The organism is Flavobacterium sp. Root420, assembly GCF_001427905.1.
Lineage (GTDB): Bacteria > Bacteroidota > Bacteroidia > Flavobacteriales > Flavobacteriaceae > Flavobacterium.
In genome coordinates this window covers 1-16,492 of record NZ_LMEF01000014.1, presented here as the reverse complement: position 1 = coordinate 16,492, position 16,492 = coordinate 1, and the positions used below count along the sequence as shown (strand labels likewise).

Here is a 16,492-nt window from a genome sequence, read left to right as displayed (position 1 = left end):
CGCCTTTTCTGGTTAATGAAAACTATGTTTCTATGTGTTTAAAAATTAATCGGTTTGATTTTCAACTAATACTTTGAAGTAAACAATTCTTCAATTTTATTATGGCGATAATCAAAAATGGTTTTTAGTTTGCTTTTTTGCCTGACATAAAAAAACGGGAACGGAAAACCCATTCGCCGCGGCGAAAACCCAAAATCTTTTACATTTTATAATATTTAAAAGGAACAAATAACATCCCAAAGCATTCTCCTTCTTCTTTTCCTAAATGTTTATGGTGAATTTTATGCGCTTTTCTCAATCCGATTAGGTATTTATTTTTGGTGTTTTTAAACCATTTAAAACGCTGATGAATTAAAACATCATGAATTAAAAAATAACAGGCACCATATAAAGTTACACCACAGGCAATGAAAAACAAATAATTGAATCCGTCCTGAACGCCAAAATAAAAAAGAACAATACTCGGAATGGCAAAAATGACAAAGAAAATGTCGTTGCGCTCAAAAGTATGATCGTACTTGGGTTGGTGATGATCTGCGTGAAAATACCACATTAATCCGTGCATCACATATTTGTGCGTAAGCCAGGTAACGCATTCCATAAAGAGAAAAACACCTAAAAAGATTAAGAAAGAAATCATTTTTGTATTTGTTGAAATATTAAAGTTGCAATTAAACTGGCTGAGATTTTAGCTTAAAAATATAAAAGATTAAGCTATAAAGGATCAGACTAATTTTAGTTTGTAAGTTACAAAAGATTGTGCTAAAAGTCCGGCTTTAGTGTAATTTGAAACTCTGATTCTTGAATTTCCAATTTCATAATAAGGCGTGTTTTTTAGTTTCTTTAGTAGCTTTTTATAATAAATGTAGGCAGTATAAACGCCAAATTTTGCTTCGATTGGTAATTTCACAATTCCCTGATAGGCAATTTTAAAATCTTCTTCAATTTCTTTGATGATTGTCGTTTTAGCATTTTCATCAAAAGATTTCAAATCGACTCCGGGAAAATAATTTCGGTTTAAAACTAAATTATCCTCTTTCAAATCTCTTAAAAAATTTACTTTCTGAAAAGCAGATCCTAAACGCATCGCTTCATTTTTAAGCTGTTCGTATTTTTGATTATTTCCTTTAACAAAGACCTTTAAACACATTAAACCGACTACGTCGGCAGAACCATAAATGTAATCTTCGTATTCTGTTTGGGTGCTGTAATTTGATTTTACGAGATCGAGTTTCATGCTTTTTAAAAAGTCCTGAACTAAATCGTCAGTAATATTATAGTGTTTTACAGTATGTTGAAAAGAGTTAAGAATAGGGTTGAGGCTGATTTCCATTTTGATAGCCTTGTAATATTCTTTCTCAAAATCATTGATGAGGTTTTCTTTGTCATAATTGTGAAAAGAATCGACGATTTCGTCGGCAAAACGAACAAAACCATAAATGCTGTAAATACCGTCTCGGATACTTGGAGAAAGCATTTTTACCGCAAGCGAAAAAGAAGTGCTGTAGCTTTGGGTGACCAATTTGCTGCATTTTATAGAAACGGCATCGAATAGTGATTTCATCTTTTTACGATGTTAGAGATTTTTGAATTAACTCAGCTACTAATTTTCCAGAAATTAGGGCAGGCGGAACCCCCGGACCAGGAACAGTTAATTGCCCTGTAAAATATAAATTACGAACTTTTTTGCTTTTTAGTTTTGGCCTTAAAAAAGCAGTTTGTAAAAGTGTGTTGGCCATTCCGTAAGCATTCCCTTTGTATGCGTTATAATCTGTTACAAAATCATTTTTGCAAAAAGATCTTTTAAATATAATATTATTTCTAATTTTTTGTTGCGTTAGCTGCTCAAAACGAGTAATTATCTTTTCGAAATATTCTTCCCGAAGTTCTTCGGTATCTTTGATTCCAGGTGCTAGCGGAATAAGAAAAAATCCGCTTTCCATTCCTTCAGGAGCTGCTGTTGAATCTGTTTTAGATGGGAAATTGGCATAAAATAATGGTTCGTCAGGCCATTTTGGTTCATCGTAAATATCGGCTGCGTGTTGGTTGAAATCCACATCAAAAAATAAAGCATGATGTGTAATGTTCGCTATCTCTTTATTGAAGCCAACGAAAAACAATAAAGAAGAAGGTGCAAAAACGCGGCTTTCCCAATATTTTTCTGAATAATTGCGATACGTTTCATCGAGTAAAGTTTCAGTATGCTGATAATCGGCACCGCTTAAAATGATATCGGCTTTTATTATTTTTCCGTTAATTATGATTCCGGTAGCCGTTTTGTTTTCAACTATAATTTTTTCAATTGATGAATTGGTTTCAATCCTAACTCCTAGTTCAATTGCCAGTTTCTCGATTCCGCGAACCACATCAAACATTCCGGTTTTCGGATGCCAGGTTCCTAATCCAAAATCGGCATAATTCATAAAATTATAAAAGGAAGGTGTTTTGGTTGGCTTTGCTCCTAAAAATAAAACAGGAAATTCCAGAATTTGAATTAATCGCTCGTTTTTAAATTTCTTCCGAATGTCAATGCTTACATTGCTAAAGAACTGATTTAATTTTAATGCAGTTTGTGGAGTGATTAATTCTAATGGAGAAACTCCGGGGCGATAAACCAAATCTTTAATTGCAATTTCATAATTGCTTTTGGCTTGATTGATAAAGGTTTCTAATTTTTTACCACTTCCTTTTTCAATGCCTTCAAAAGTGTTTTTTATTTCTGCAAGATTATCATAAATATTGATAAAATCATTTACGCCAAAATAAACCCGATAAGCCGGATTTAGTTTGATGAGCTCGTAATAAGCAGTAGTTTTTTTGTTGAAATCAGAAAAGAAACGTTCAAAAACATCAGGCATCCAGTACCAGCTTGGTCCCATGTCAAAAGTAAAACCATCTTTGTTAAATTGTCTTGCCCTTCCGCCAATAGATTCGTTTTTTTCATAAATAGTTACCTGGTTTCCTTGCTGTGCCAGGTAACAAGAAGCGGCTAAAGAGGAAAAGCCCGAACCTATTATTGCGATAGTTTTTTTCATTTGTTTAACAAATGTACAAAAACTTTAAACAAAATAATTATATTCTTTCGAGAGTCTCTTCCATGCTATAGAAAAGTTTTATTCTTTCATGTAAAACTGTTTCGTCGATGTGCTCGACCATATTCCCCATAAGCCAGATTTCGTTGTTTTTTGCCAATAACTTTTGGCCCATTGATTTTACATATTGATTAATTACGCTGCGATCTGGCTGAATAGTCATAAAAGAGACAAAAGTAATATTCTCAAAATATTTGGTAAGATCCTGTAAATTTTCAATTGGCATGCTTTCACCAAGATAAATGGTTTTATATCCCTTCATCAGGATTTCATACTGTATGTACAATAATCCAATTTGATGAATTTCATTAAGAGGTAATGAAAGAACAAATACGCGGTCGGTTTTGGTAGGTTTTAATATCTGAAGGCTTTCGGTATAAATTAGAATCTTTTGTTTGATCAAATGACTCATGAAATGTTCATTGGCCGGAGTGATGGTTTCAGACTGCCATAATAACCCTAATTCTTTTAATAAAGGAAGAAAATGATCTTTAAAAACTTCACTAAAAGTTTTTTCTGAAATAAGCCAGTCAAATGTGGTAAAGAATAATTCCTGATCAAAATTCATCATTGCCATCTTAAAGGATGTAATGGCATAATTTTGAGAGTTCTTTTTTGAAATAATTTCACGAACTAGTTGCGGAATTTTCTCTTCGGGATAAGTAGCAATTTTAGATATTTTATAACCGTATTCGTGTAATAACGTTATGTTTAGGAGTTTCTGTAAATTTTGTACATTATAAAGTCTGATGTTGGTATCAGTTCTCATGGGTTCAAGAATGTTATATCTTTTCTCCCAAATACGAATGGTATGCGCTTTTATTCCTGATAAATTTTCAAGGTCTTTTATGCTAAAAACGGTCTTTATGTTGTTTATCATTATTACTATTTTGGATGAACAAAAATAGAATAAAATCTGAGATTACATTTAAAACCTGATCAAAATGATAGATTATTAAAAGTTTGTAGTATCATACTGATTTAATTTGTCCAGATACAGAATTGTTTTAGAGTTATCCTTACTTCTGTTGTACATGGTAACGAATTTTGCACCATAAATAACCTCATTAAAAGTGTAGGATGTTCTGGCTGCTACGGTATTACTGTACATGTCATCGAAGGTTGTGATGAAAACTAAAATTTCGCCATGAATTCTTTTAAAATCTTCCTTGGTAAAATTATACAATGGACTCTTTTCTGTTATGGGATGAACTAATGTCCAGCTTAAAGACAATGCATTTATTCTGTCCAATTCTAAATCTAAAGTGTAAAATTTGTTTGTTCTCTGGCCGTTTTCTTCGATGCTCATTCCGAGTGTTACTTTGGCCGTTGCATCTGTAAAATTGGTGTTTTTAAAAGGTACAAGACGAATCATTAGTCCTTTGCCTTCACCGTATGGAGAAATTAACGCATTATGTGAGAATTTTAAGAAAGCGGTTGGTTTGCTGAATCTTCCAAAGAATAGACCTGTAGCAATGGCAAAACTTAATAAACCAATTAAAGCTTCTGCGGCAGATAATGCACTTGTTAAAAAACCGCTTGGACTAATATGTCCGTACCCCACTGTTGTAAAAGTTTGTGCGCTAAAAAAATAGGCTTGCCCAAATTGTGTAAGTACACTTTGCGATGGTGAAATTCCGTCAAGATGTTCAATTCCGATTCCGTAATAGAGTACTGCAAAAACAAAATTGATAGCAATATAAAACATAAATAAAATAAGCATGAATTTCCAATTGGGCATGTCGATCATGGTATGGTACCAACTGATACGACGCAGGATATTCATTCCTTTTTTTTCGATATTTGGAGTTCCGTTTTTATTTACAAATCTGCCACCGTAACTGTTTGCATTGGTTCCGAATCCTGAATTTTTATCGGTTTTTGCCTGGTTATTTATTTTTTTAAGAAGTGCCATTCAAGGTTAGTTTAAAGAGCAAATGTAATGATATCTTTTATAAGAAAATGCGATTGGTTTTAAACAGAAAAGCAATCAGTAAAAATACGTTTTACTGATTGCTTTTTGATATTGCCAGCTATTTTTTGTTTTATCTACAAAACGTTGCTTTGTTTTTTATGGCACTTTGACTGCCTAATTCAATAGCTTTTGAGAAATCTTTGCAGCAGTTCTTTTTATCTCCAATTTTGTTATAAGCCAAACCTCTTAAGTTGTAAGCGATATAATCTTTTGGGTTTAAATCGAGAGATGAAGTGCAATCTATGATGGCTTCTTTAAAGTTCATTAATTTGTAATTTACATTTGCCCTTCCTGTATAAGCATCTGCATTCATGTCATTTAATTCGATTGTTTTGCTAAAATCAGCGAGTGCTCCTTTTAAGTCGTTGAGTTTGAATTTTGCTACACCGCGGTTTTGGTAAGCTTCAACAAACTTTGGATTCATGCCTATAGCTTTGGTGTAATCGACAATGGCGCCTTTTGTGTTGCCGGCTTCGGCTTTTTTCATGGCTTTGTCAAAATAAGCCGTTGCAGATTGTGCCCAGGTCGAGCAGCTGATCATAATAAATGATACTAGTAATAATTTTTTCATAAACCAATTTGGGATTAGGTTAGTAGGTTAATTAATTCGGAAACGAATTTATGAAAGTTTTATTTGTAGGAGAAATTCTTTTGTGAAATAATCGTGATTAAATTAAAAGTTTATTAACTTCTTATGAAAACAAATGCCCTAGCCCAGACAGGAGCGGCATCCTTTTATGGTGGGGTTCACCATAAAAGATATAGTGGATGGCTGGAAATAGCTCCTGAAAAAAACTAAACCTTTAAACAACCACGAAAACCTCTTGCCGCATAATATGATTCGGCGCCATTATGATACACGAAGGTTCTGCCGTAACGGAAGTCAGAAAACAATGCGCCGCCCAATTTGCGAACCTCCGGAGTTGTGGCGATCCAGCTTGAAGTTTTGGTGTCGAAATTCCCTAATTCCTGTAATGCCTTATATTGTTCTTCGGTCAGGATTTCGATACCCATTTCGTCAGCCATATCTATGGCGCTATTTTTAGGTTTGTGCTCTTTTCGTGAATCCAGCGCTTTACGATCGTAACACAAGCTTCTACGTCCTTTTGGGCTTTCAGCCACGCAGTCGAAAAAAATATATTCGTTTGTATTTTTATCATAACCCACAACATCTGGTTCGCCGTCAGTCTTTTCCATTTCAAGGAGTGACCAGAGTTTTGTTGGATTTGCTTGTAGCTTCTCTTGTACTTTATTCCATTCAATATCGGCATGGCGTGTTTTATTTTTTTCAAAACGCGTTTTAAGGATGCTGATAATTTCCTCCTGATGTTCTGGTGATAATTTATTTTTGCTCATGATATTTTTATTTGTTTATTCCTGTCTGCGAACCATTTCGTTAATCCAGATTGGGGCGAAAGGCGAGGTACAACCTTTTGAAGTTGGGTAATCTCTATAAATACCTAATTTTTCTCCAATAGCAAGAGCGCGTTCCCGATATTCAGGATGATTAATTCCGATTTGTGCCAAAGTGCTATTCATTGTCCATTGCACTTCCGGAGCTGCTTTTGGCATCTCGTTTTCAATTCTGTCGAGAAGAGCCGGAATATCGACTAATTCAGGATTGCGGGTTACGCAGCCGCTGGTAAGGCTCCAGCCGGCACGTGCCTGCATAATATCAGATGTATGCATCCACTTTTGTCGTAAAGTTTCCTTGTCTGGATATTCTTTTATGACATACGAATAAAACCAATCGGCAATATGCGTGAATTTTTCTGAAGAAACCATTTTGGCAATTTCGTCGTTTGAAAGCTTTTTGGGATCTATAATTAAGGCAGCTAAAAAGCGGGCCTCAACATTTCCGGTATCCCAAAGTTCTAAGGCTAGTTCATGATTGGTTTTTATCTTTTTAGCAATAGTTCGTATGTCGCCCATTTTAACACCAAATTGATTATCTCCTGCGCCACGCTTTTTGTTTTGCGCACGCATTTTTTCGTCACCAAGAGCTTCAAGTTGTGCTAATATATCTTTTGCCTTCATTTTGATTCTGTTTTGTATTGTAAAGATAATTAATCATTTAATCCTTTTCCGTCAAGAATTTGTGGAATAGCATTTTCAACTCTTGACTCTCGCGTTTTGGCTTGTTTTGGCTGAGAAAAATGTAACAGATAAGCTCTTTGACGACCGGGAGTTAAGGCTTCGAAAGCTTTTTTTAATGTAGAATCTTCATCTAACTGCTTTTGAAATTCTTCAGAAACCGGAAAATCTGCGGTTTTTTTTAATTCGACTTTTAAGCCTGCTTTTTCTATTTCAATAGCCTCATAGATATAGGTTTTTAGAACGCTTTTTAACTTGACAATTTCTTTAAGATTGGTAAATCTAATTTGACGTGCGGCCTGAACATTCTCCGATTGTTGGATCAGGATGCCTTCAGTATCTTTTAATAAAGCGCCTTTAAAAAATAAAAAGGCGCAATACTCTTTAAAATCGTGTATTAAAACAATATTTTTTTGTTGGTGCGTATAACAAGGAGTGCCCCATTTTAACTCTTCTGTCAATTGACAATCAAGTGCAATCGTTCTTAATTGTTCTAATTCTTCCTGCCATTTACCGGCTTTGCTAAAATAAAAATCAACTTTCGGATTCATGCTGTTTGTTTTATGGGTTAAACTGAAATAGTTTTTCTGTCTGCAGGTCTAAAATACCAGGAAAGAACAGTTAAAACAAGTAATAAAGTTGGACCAAAATAAGCAATAGCTTCGTCACCCTTGGCAAAGTGTGATAAAATAGCACCAGACATTGCGAAGAAGAAACCCGCATAAGCCCATTCTTTTAGTAACGGGAATTTTGGAATCAGTATTGCGATAACGCCTAATAATTTCCAAACACCTAATATAACCATAAAGTAAAGCGGATAACCTAAATGTGCCATCATATCTACTTCTTCCTTAACTTGCAATATTTGCACTATTCCGGTTGCAGTCATTCCTAATGCCAGCCAAAGTGTGGCAACCCAGTATATAATTTTGTTTCTCTTTGTCATGATGTTTTATTTTAATTTATTTACTATTTCCTGAAGTCGATTGTGCGCCATATTGATGCCTTGTTTAAACGGAAGCTGCAGCATTTGATCTCTTAAAGCATTCGATTTGTAAACAATTTGCATAGTTAGTTTACTGGTGTTTTCTGTAAGTGCTTCAAATTCTAAGAATTCTAATTGAACTGCAAACGGTGAATTCTCCATTTCAAAGGTTCGTGTAATTTTTTGGTTGGGAATATACTCATGAATGGCGCCATTCATCTGAACAACTACATTTCCATTAGGGTCACTGGTCTCAAATTGATATCCGCCGTGTTTTTTGTTTTCCAGTTTTAATACTTTGGTTCCCATCCATTGTTCTACAATTCCGGGTTCTATATAAGCCTTGAAGAGTAGGGAAACAGGTAAATCAAAATCTCTTGTAATGACGAGTTCCTGTTTCCCGTCTTCGGCACTTATTTTTGTTTTTAATTCCATATTGGTTTAGTTTTTTGGTTTATAGTTTTTCATTATATCCTCAAGTTTATTGAATCTGTCGTCCCACATTTTTCTGAAAGGTTCAATGAATTCGGCTACTTCTCTCATTCTTTCTGCGTTTATAGTGTAATGAACTTCCCTGCCGTTTTGTGTTTGCTGAAGCAATTCACATTCGGTTAGGATTTTTAAATGTTTTGAAACGGTTGGTCGCGCTGTGTCAAAGTTGGATGCTATAGCACCCGCCGTCATCGAATGCGAAGTCACCAAAAGTAAAATCGCTCTTCTTGTGGGATCGGCTATTGCCTGAAATACATCTCGTCTTAAATTCATTATGAAGTTATTTGGCTACAAATATATGTGTAGTTATTTAACTACGCAAATATTTAGAGCTATTTTTTTGTAATTGACAAGAAATCTGTCGTTTATGAGTTTACTTTGGAATAGTCTTGTATGTTTTTAAAATAAATAATGCATTTGAAAACCTGTTTTGCACTGTTTTTAATAAAAGGATTACTGAAGGATTTAAAATTAGTGCCTATTATGAAAAAAGAGTATTTATAGTGATTCAGGGAAATTAGCAAATTTGTTCCTGCAAAGGTTTATATGATATCTTTTGAATCCTGATAAAATTTTGATGGTGATATTTTTTTTATTAAACGGAATTGTTTGTTAAAATGGGAAGGGCTATTGTAGCCACTTAAATAAGCGGCTTCAGTAATTCCATAATTATCTTCTCTAATTAATTTGCAGGCATATCCAATTCGTATTTCATTTAGAAAAGATGAAAAAGTTTTTTTTGTTCTATTTTTAAAATAACGGCAAAAGCAGTTTTATTCATGGAAACTATTTCTGCCACTTCATCCAAAGTTATTGAGTTACCTCAACTAAAAATTTCTCCGGTCGTTTTGGAAAAGATTCACCTGATAGGTCAATGTTGTGCAATGAAGTAATAAAATCAATTTACAAGAAGTGTCAAATTAGGCAGGAATAACGATTGAAGTATAAAGACTATAAAGTTTCCATCCTAGTGATTGATACAAAGGTTTTCCTTCTTCTGTGGCAACTAAAAAGTTTTTGGAAATACCTTTTGATAATGCAATTTTTTCAAGTTCTTTCATTAAAAATGTTGCAAGCCCTTTTCTTTTATGATTATCATCAGTCAAAATTCTATCATATACCGCCATTTGATCAACAAGAATAAGGCGACCTGTGGATGCTACTTCGCCTTTGTGAGTAACTATTTTAATAACAAAAGTTGAATTATAATTAGTTGTTTCTAATTTATAATCGTTATGTAAACGTATATTTGGAATAGTCATCGGATGAAAACAAGACATCATATAACCTTGAGGCTGAACTATCCATTTCTTCGATATATGACGTTTTACTTCGCTTGGGGAAGCACAAACTTTTAAAAAGACCCACGGTTCATCTATATCTTTCGAAAGCTGGATAAAATCGGTATTAAGTTCTGTAAAGACATAGCGAGTTTTCTGTTTTTCAAGACCCACATCCACCTTTAAGCCGGATTTAAATTTAACAGGTAATGGCAATTTTCTCGAAATACTCCAGGCTTTAAGCCAGTTTTCAACGATTTCTGAAGAAATAGAATCATTCATGGTTAGATATATTATAAACAAATATAGTAAAAACAACAATTGTTAGATTTAGAAATTGAAGATCCCATGACGGAGTTCAAACCAATACTCCACTCAAATACTGACTTTTTAAAAAGTAAAAAACCTAATAAGATTTCGAACAAAAAAAGCCTGAGAATCTATATTCTTAGGCTTTTTCTTTTTTATAGTGACCACGGTGGGATTTGAACCCACACGCCCTTACGAGCACCACCCCCTCAAGATGGCAAGTCTACCGTTTCTCCACGTGGCCAAAAATGAAAAAAGGTCATTCGCCGTGGCGAACAACCTTTGTGACCCGACTGGGGCTCGAACCCAGGACCCCATCATTAAAAGTGATGTGCTCTACCAACTGAGCTATCGAGTCATTGCTTTCAAGAAACTTATGTTGTTAATCACATAATTTGTGACCCGACTGGGGCTCGAACCCAGGACCCCATCATTAAAAGTGATGTGCTCTACCGACTGAGCTATCGAGTCATTATGTTTCTTGAATGCGGGTGCAAATATAAGGAGTTTATTTTATTATTTGCAAGCATTTTTATTATAAATTTGTCTTTTTTTAACCAACGTCTACAACGCCCTAGTTTATAGGGTTTTATTAAAATGAAAAAAATCATCTTATTAGGATATATGGGTTGCGGAAAGTCAACAATTGCCCAAAATCTCTCAAAAATTATAAATATTCCGTTTTTAGATTTAGATAAATGCATCGAAAAAAGAGCCAATTTATCCATAAATGAAATTTTTGAACAACATGGAGAAATCTATTTTAGAAAATTAGAACACAAAATGTTTGTTGAATTACTTCAATCTTCAGAAAATAACATTATCGGATTAGGTGGGGGAACTCCATGTTATGCAAATAATCATTTATTGTTACAAAGAGATGATATTATGTCTGTTTATTTAAAAGCTTCTATCGAGACTTTATATAATAGATTAGTGCACAATAAAAGTAAGCGTCCTTTGATTGCAGATATGGATGAAGAGGAAATGAAAGAATTTATCGCGAAGCATTTATTCGATCGCAGCTTTTATTACAACCATGCGCAACATAAAGTTGTGGTTGATGATAAAACGGTCGAAGAAACGGTTGAGGATATTGTCGCTTTATTAGCTTAAAAAAGCGTAATCGCCTTCTTTGTCGTCAAAAACAACCTGAACATGCTCTAATAAAGAAGTTGAAAGTGAAATGCCTTTAAAATCGGCCTTTACCGGATACTTTTTATGATTTCGGTCTACAAGTACTGCTGTTTTGAATTTCTTAAGCGGAACGTCTAAGAAATGACGAACAGCATAGATTAAAGTTGTGCCTGAGTTTAAAACGTCATCAACTAATACTAAACCTTTGTTTTGGTACTCTTCTTTAGTCAAAGAAGTCTGAATTGGCGATTGCGGATTTTGTTTGTCGACTTTGACATCGCAGGTCGAAACTTTAAGTGTTGAGATAGTACTTAACGCCAAAGCAATTTTTTTGGCAAAAATAGATCCGTTAGAAGCGATTCCGGCAATCACAACTTCTTCTTCGTCAACAAAGGTCTCGTAAATTTGATAAGCGATACGTTTGATTTTGTGTTCGATTTCCTGATTGGTTAAGATGATGTTTTTGCTCATGATTTATTTTTTTGCTAAAATACAAATAAGAATTTTAGATTTTAGAATTTAGATTTCAGATTTTTGAATGGAATTGTTCAGATGGAAAATTGGAATTTAATTCTCTTCTTCTTCATCAATAATATCATTCCCATATTCATCAATATCTCTACGATCTTTTTTAGTTGGTCTTCCTGCGCCGGTTTTTCTATAATGTTCTTTAGATAGTTTTAATAGTTCTAAATGTGCATAAGCTTCAGCTGGCGTTTCGTTTTTGCGGTATATGTCAACCAGTTTTGCTCCAACACGACTTTCAGGAATATCAAGTACAGTAATAATTTGTGTAATCTGATCTTTTCTGAAGGTAATTCTGTCCGTTGGAAAAACTTCTTTCGATGGCTTGGCAACCTGCCCATTTACAGTAATATGGTTCTTTTTGCATGCTTCAGTTACCATATTTCGGGTCTTATAATAGCGCACGCACCATAAGTATTTATCTATTCTCATAATTTTTCTAAAATCAAAGTTAAATTCTTTACAAAAATAAATCAATATTGTATCTTGCGCACCTAAAAAATTAACAATAATGAATAAATTTAAATATTATTTTATTTTATTGCTTGCCGGGATTTCTTTGGTTTCTTGTAATAAAAGTGATGATGACGATGATGCAGTGGTAGTTCCTTTGAATGATTATACCGTACAATATAAGGCAGATAACGACTCTATTGTTAAATATTTAAATACTAATTATATTACGGTTACTAATAGTTCCGGTACTCCGCAAGATCAGGACGTTGTTATTAGTAAGATTACAGATCCTGCAACGCAGCCTTCTATTATGTCATATCTTAATAGTGCTTCTTTTCCTAAGTTGTTGACTAGAGATGTTTATAATGATAGTATTACTTATAAAATTTATTATTTGATCTTAAGAGAAGGAACGGGACAAAATCCTATCAATACGGATAAGGTTGTAGCTACTTATAAAGGGAACTTATTAAATGGGACTGTTTTTGATTCTTCTAATGGAGGAATTCCTGGAAGATTTTTTTTATGGCCATATGATCAACCCACAGCAGACGCATTTCCTGTAATTGATGGTTGGTCAGAAATTTTTCCAAAATTTAAAACTGGTACTTCGAGTACTGCTAGTGATGGTGTAATTACCTATACTGATTTTGGCGCTGGTGTAATGTTTCTACCTTCCGGACTTGGTTATTATGCTGAAGTTAAAACAGATATTCCTGCATATTCGCCTTTGGTCTTTAGTTTTAAATTGTATGACTTGCAAAGATTAGACCATGATCAGGATGGTGTTTATGATTATCAGGAAGATGTTAATGGCGATGGTTATTTATATGATTTTAGAGATACGGCGAAGTATCCGAAGCCGACAGATAATTTAGTAGACGATACTGATAAAGATGGTATTGCTGACTTTGTTGATGGAGATGATGATGGAGATGGTTATACAACAAGATTTGAACTTACTAAACCAACAGGCGCTACCTATTCAGGTGTAAGTAAATATTATCCTTACGATCCAATTTTAGATAATCCGAATACACCTAATACTGATGAATCTGAAATTTGGGGTATTCCAAGAAGACCAACTGGAGCGCTTGCTGATCCTACGAAACCGGAATCTATTACTAATTCAAAAGCATTTGTGCCGGAAGATTATACAGCTCCTGGACGTACAAGAATGCATGTGGATAAAACCTATCCTTTTCAAAAGAATTAAATTTATTTCCTATAAATATAAAACCTCGAAATCACTTTCGAGGTTTTTTTATAAGTAATATTTCCATGGAAGTTCTTTTTAAGCTTTAAGAATTTACGTGGTTATTTGTTCGTGTGCTTTTAATGAAAAATACAAGCGTAATTTATAATTATAAAAAAACCTCGAAAATCACTTTTCGAGGTTTTTTATAAAGTAAGAAAAGTAAAAAATTATTTTCTTTTGATAACTCTTTCTACAGCTTCAACAATCGCCTGATTGTTTAGTTTGTATTTTTCCATTAATTGCTCCGGAGTTCCAGACTCACCAAAACTATCATTTACTGCTACGAATTCTTGTGGAGCAGGAGTGTTTAAAGCTAATACTCTTGAGATGCTTTCTCCAAGGCCTCCAAGGATATTGTGCTCTTCTGCAGTTACCACACATTTAGTTTTTGCCAATGATTTAAGAATCGCTTCTTCGTCAAGTGGTTTGATCGTGTGGATGTTGATTACTTCAGCAGAGATTCCTTTTGCTTCTAAAGCTTCAGCAGCAATAAGCGCTTCCCAAACTAGGTGTCCTGTTGCTACGATTGTAACATCAGTTCCTTCGTTTAATAAAATTGCTTTTCCAATTACGAATGGCTCGTCAGCAGGAGTGAAGTTAGCTACAACCGGACGACCAAAACGTAAGTAAGCAGGACCATGGTGATCAGCTAATGCTAAAGTTGCTGCTTTAGTTTGGTTGTAATCGCAAGTGTTGATTACAGTCATTCCAGGTAACATTTTCATTAAACCAATATCTTCTAAGATTTGGTGTGTTGCACCGTCTTCACCCAGTGTTAAACCAGCGTGAGAAGCACAAATTTTTACGTTTTTATCAGAATAAGCAACTGATTGACGAATTTGATCGTAAACTCTTCCTGTAGAGAAGTTAGCAAAAGTTCCTGTAAAAGGAATTTTTCCTCCAATTGTTAAACCTGCAGCAATACCAATCATATTAGCTTCTGCGATTCCAATTTGGAAAAAACGCTCCGGATGATTTTTCTTGAAATCATCAAATTTTAATGATCCAATTAAATCCGCACATAATGCAACCACATTTTCGTTTTTTTGACCTAATTCAGTCATTCCCGCTCCAAAACCTGAACGGGTATCTTTACTTCCTGTATTTGTATATTTTTTCATTTTGTTTTTTTGCTGTACGCAATAGGCTGTAGGCAATAGGCATAAAGCTTACTGCTTAAAGCTTAAAGCTTTTTTAATAATCGATTTGATCTGCAGAATAGTTTTGAGCCAAAGCACTTGCCAACTGATCGTTGTTTGGTGCTTTACCATGCCATGCATGTGTATGCATCATAAAGTCTACTCCGTTACCCATTTCAGTATATAATAAAATACAAACTGGTTTTCCTTTTCCGGTTCTTGATTTAGCATCTGTTAAGCCTGCAAGGATAGCGTCGATGTTGTTTCCTTCTTTAATTTCAAGAACGTCCCAGTCAAAAGCTTCAAATTTAGCACGGATACTTCCCATTGGTAAAACTTCATCAGTTGTACCGTCAATTTGTTTTCCGTTAACGTCGATTGTTGCAATAAGGTTGTCTACTTTTTTTGCAGAAGCATACATGATCGCTTCCCAGTTTTGACCTTCTTGTAATTCACCATCTCCATGTAAAGTATAGATCAAATGATTGTCTCCATTTAATTTTTTTGCCTGAGCTGCTCCAAGAGCTACAGATAAACCTTGCCCTAATGAACCAGATGCAATACGAACTCCAGGTAATCCTTCGTGAGTTGTTGGGTGCCCTTGTAAACGAGAGTTTAATAATCTGAAAGTTGCAAGTTCTGAAACAGGGAAATAACCACTACGTGCTAAAACGCTGTAAAATACTGGAGAAATATGACCATTTGAAAGGAAAAAGATGTCTTCTCCAATTCCGTCCATATCAAAACCTTCTTTGCGCTCCATAATATTTTGGTATAAGGTTACCAAAAATTCAGTACAACCTAGTGAACCACCTGGGTGTCCTGAGTTGACAGCATGTACCATTCGAAGAATATCTCTTCTTACTTGGATAGTTAAATCGCTTAATTGTTGTGTGTTAGGCTTCATTTTATATGTAAAAGTTAAACTGGAGCAAAAGTAATTTTTATTTTGCGGGGAGACAAATGATTTTTTGCTTTAGTTTGCTGGAATTGTTAAATTCCACCGCTTTTTTTATTGATCCTGAAAAAAAGACCGAAATGTTTTAGATATCTTGAGCGAGATAACTTAATTGTATCGTTTTTTATTGAAAATTTAAATAAAAAAAGTCCCTTTTGGGACTTTGATTTCGTTTTTAAAATGTATCTGAAATAGGGGTTTAATTAGTGTCACCTTCACTGTAGAAATTATTTTCTTCGTCTTCTGACCCAATTTCTTCTTGTTTATCATCAAGTTCTGAGCCTGGTATATCTAAGTCATTTCCGAGTTTATCACTGTTTTGTTTCCATTCATGATTATCCTGATTGACGATTCTTTCACCGGAAATATCTTCGGGATCAATGTCTTCTAATTGATCTTCCTGATTGTAAATATCTTCATTTGCCGGATAATCTAGGTTTTCCAGATTTTTTTCAATTTGATCTTCTTTAATTGGGTTATTATCGTCTGAATTTATCATGATTTCTATATTTAAATGGATATTATTTTCGTTTTTCTATTTCATTAAAATTAAGGAATCAATGTTGTTGTGGTGTTATACTTTACTATTGTATATGTTGTAACTTTTACATTTGATTGTTTCCTGAAAAACGGTCACTTATTTGCGTTAGGGATAGAAGCGGTATCTCCCGATTTAGAAAAACAAGGCTTTTTAGCCTACCGTCTGGACACATCTCTAAAGAGTATCCAGCCTTGCATGACTGAATTGAATTTTTGCAGGCCAATCCAAAAGGTTGTGATACCAGGTTTTCT

General features: G+C 34.3%; 21 protein-coding genes, 3 tRNA genes and 1 pseudogene. 2 read left to right on the top strand and 23 right to left on the bottom strand.

The features are described from left to right. Window positions 1-199: 199 nt before the first annotated feature. The 17 genes and pseudogenes from ASC72_RS10745 to ASC72_RS10670 all read right to left on the bottom strand — a co-directional run bounded on the left by ASC72_RS10745 (window position 200) and on the right by ASC72_RS10670 (window position 10,698). Complete coding sequence (locus ASC72_RS10745) at window positions 200-640, bottom strand: sterol desaturase family protein (protein ID WP_056190661.1); 441 nt, start codon at window positions 638-640, stop codon at window positions 200-202. Between the two features lie 84 nt (window positions 641-724). Further along, entirely contained in the window at window positions 725-1,564 is an 840-nt protein-coding gene (locus ASC72_RS10740; RefSeq protein WP_056190659.1) for a phytoene/squalene synthase family protein, read from the bottom strand. A gap of 4 nt (window positions 1,565-1,568) precedes the next feature. Continuing rightward, window positions 1,569-3,035, bottom strand: a complete 1,467-nt coding sequence (locus tag ASC72_RS10735) for an NAD(P)/FAD-dependent oxidoreductase (RefSeq protein ID WP_056190657.1) — start codon at window positions 3,033-3,035, stop codon at window positions 1,569-1,571. 37 nt (window positions 3,036-3,072) lie between these two features. Further along, a complete protein-coding gene (locus ASC72_RS10730; RefSeq protein ID WP_056190655.1) occupies window positions 3,073-3,972 on the bottom strand; it encodes a MerR family transcriptional regulator in 900 nt (299 codons plus the stop codon). 75 nt (window positions 3,973-4,047) lie between these two features. Further along, window positions 4,048-5,007, bottom strand: a complete 960-nt coding sequence (locus ASC72_RS10725) for an ion channel (RefSeq protein WP_056190654.1) — start codon at window positions 5,005-5,007, stop codon at window positions 4,048-4,050. 130 nt (window positions 5,008-5,137) lie between these two features. Continuing rightward, window positions 5,138-5,638 (bottom strand): hypothetical protein, encoded by a 501-nt coding sequence (locus tag ASC72_RS10720; RefSeq protein ID WP_241775679.1) that lies wholly within the window; start codon window positions 5,636-5,638, stop codon window positions 5,138-5,140. A 224-nt stretch (window positions 5,639-5,862) separates the two neighbouring features. After that, entirely contained in the window at window positions 5,863-6,423 is a 561-nt protein-coding gene (locus tag ASC72_RS10715; RefSeq protein ID WP_056190649.1) for a DUF4256 domain-containing protein, read from the bottom strand. Window positions 6,424-6,438: 15 nt separating this feature from the next. Then, window positions 6,439-7,104, bottom strand: coding sequence for a DNA alkylation repair protein (locus tag ASC72_RS10710; RefSeq protein ID WP_056190647.1), 666 nt, complete (start codon window positions 7,102-7,104; stop codon window positions 6,439-6,441). A gap of 29 nt (window positions 7,105-7,133) precedes the next feature. Then, window positions 7,134-7,712, bottom strand: a complete 579-nt coding sequence (locus ASC72_RS10705) for a YdeI family protein (RefSeq protein ID WP_056190645.1) — start codon at window positions 7,710-7,712, stop codon at window positions 7,134-7,136. Window positions 7,713-7,729: 17 nt separating this feature from the next. Beyond that, window positions 7,730-8,107, bottom strand: a complete 378-nt coding sequence (locus ASC72_RS10700) for a DoxX family protein (RefSeq protein WP_056190643.1) — start codon at window positions 8,105-8,107, stop codon at window positions 7,730-7,732. A 6-nt stretch (window positions 8,108-8,113) separates the two neighbouring features. Continuing rightward, on the bottom strand, window positions 8,114-8,581 hold the full coding sequence (locus ASC72_RS10695; RefSeq protein WP_056190641.1) for an SRPBCC domain-containing protein: 468 nt from the start codon (window positions 8,579-8,581) through the stop codon (window positions 8,114-8,116). A 6-nt stretch (window positions 8,582-8,587) separates the two neighbouring features. Further along, window positions 8,588-8,911: a helix-turn-helix transcriptional regulator gene (locus tag ASC72_RS10690; protein WP_056190639.1), complete on the bottom strand. Its 324-nt coding sequence runs from the start codon at window positions 8,909-8,911 to the stop codon at window positions 8,588-8,590. 269 nt (window positions 8,912-9,180) lie between these two features. Next, window positions 9,181-9,393, bottom strand: a pseudogene (locus ASC72_RS24800) (helix-turn-helix domain-containing protein); the annotation flags it as partial. 165 nt (window positions 9,394-9,558) lie between these two features. Next, entirely contained in the window at window positions 9,559-10,200 is a 642-nt protein-coding gene (locus tag ASC72_RS10685) for a GNAT family N-acetyltransferase (RefSeq protein ID WP_056190637.1), read from the bottom strand. 188 nt (window positions 10,201-10,388) lie between these two features. Further along, window positions 10,389-10,471, bottom strand: a tRNA-Leu gene (locus ASC72_RS10680). A 41-nt stretch (window positions 10,472-10,512) separates the two neighbouring features. Further along, a tRNA-Lys gene (locus ASC72_RS10675) sits at window positions 10,513-10,585 on the bottom strand. Between the two features lie 40 nt (window positions 10,586-10,625). Further along, window positions 10,626-10,698: transfer RNA gene (locus ASC72_RS10670), tRNA-Lys, on the bottom strand. Window positions 10,699-10,824: 126 nt separating this feature from the next. Here ASC72_RS10670 and ASC72_RS10665 point away from each other — a divergent pair. Next, window positions 10,825-11,343, top strand: a complete 519-nt coding sequence (locus ASC72_RS10665) for a shikimate kinase (RefSeq protein ID WP_056190635.1) — start codon at window positions 10,825-10,827, stop codon at window positions 11,341-11,343. Here ASC72_RS10665 and ASC72_RS10660 read toward each other — a convergent pair. Next, on the bottom strand, window positions 11,335-11,835 hold the full coding sequence (locus ASC72_RS10660; protein WP_056190634.1) for a phosphoribosyltransferase domain-containing protein: 501 nt from the start codon (window positions 11,833-11,835) through the stop codon (window positions 11,335-11,337). The two genes, ASC72_RS10665 and ASC72_RS10660, sit on opposite strands and share 9 nt — an antisense overlap. A 96-nt stretch (window positions 11,836-11,931) precedes the next feature. Then, window positions 11,932-12,321, bottom strand: coding sequence for an RNA-binding S4 domain-containing protein (locus ASC72_RS10655; protein WP_056190632.1), 390 nt, complete (start codon window positions 12,319-12,321; stop codon window positions 11,932-11,934). A gap of 79 nt (window positions 12,322-12,400) precedes the next feature. Here ASC72_RS10655 and ASC72_RS10650 point away from each other — a divergent pair, with 79 nt between their 5' ends. After that, a complete protein-coding gene (locus ASC72_RS10650; RefSeq protein ID WP_056190631.1) occupies window positions 12,401-13,561 on the top strand; it encodes an FKBP-type peptidyl-prolyl cis-trans isomerase in 1,161 nt (386 codons plus the stop codon). Window positions 13,562-13,770: 209 nt separating this feature from the next. Here the strand turns inward: ASC72_RS10650 and ASC72_RS10645 are convergent, their stop codons facing one another. From ASC72_RS10645 to ASC72_RS24365, 4 genes are all read right to left on the bottom strand, one after another. Next, on the bottom strand, window positions 13,771-14,724 hold the full coding sequence (locus tag ASC72_RS10645) for a transketolase family protein (RefSeq protein ID WP_026984046.1): 954 nt from the start codon (window positions 14,722-14,724) through the stop codon (window positions 13,771-13,773). 73 nt (window positions 14,725-14,797) lie between these two features. Beyond that, window positions 14,798-15,649 (bottom strand): transketolase, encoded by an 852-nt coding sequence (locus ASC72_RS10640; protein WP_056190628.1) that lies wholly within the window; start codon window positions 15,647-15,649, stop codon window positions 14,798-14,800. Window positions 15,650-15,899: 250 nt separating this feature from the next. After that, window positions 15,900-16,199, bottom strand: a complete 300-nt coding sequence (locus ASC72_RS10635; RefSeq protein WP_056190626.1) for a hypothetical protein — start codon at window positions 16,197-16,199, stop codon at window positions 15,900-15,902. 106 nt (window positions 16,200-16,305) lie between these two features. After that, window positions 16,306-16,492: hypothetical protein (locus tag ASC72_RS24365; protein ID WP_206743211.1), on the bottom strand; the 187-nt coding region annotated here is incomplete at its 5' end.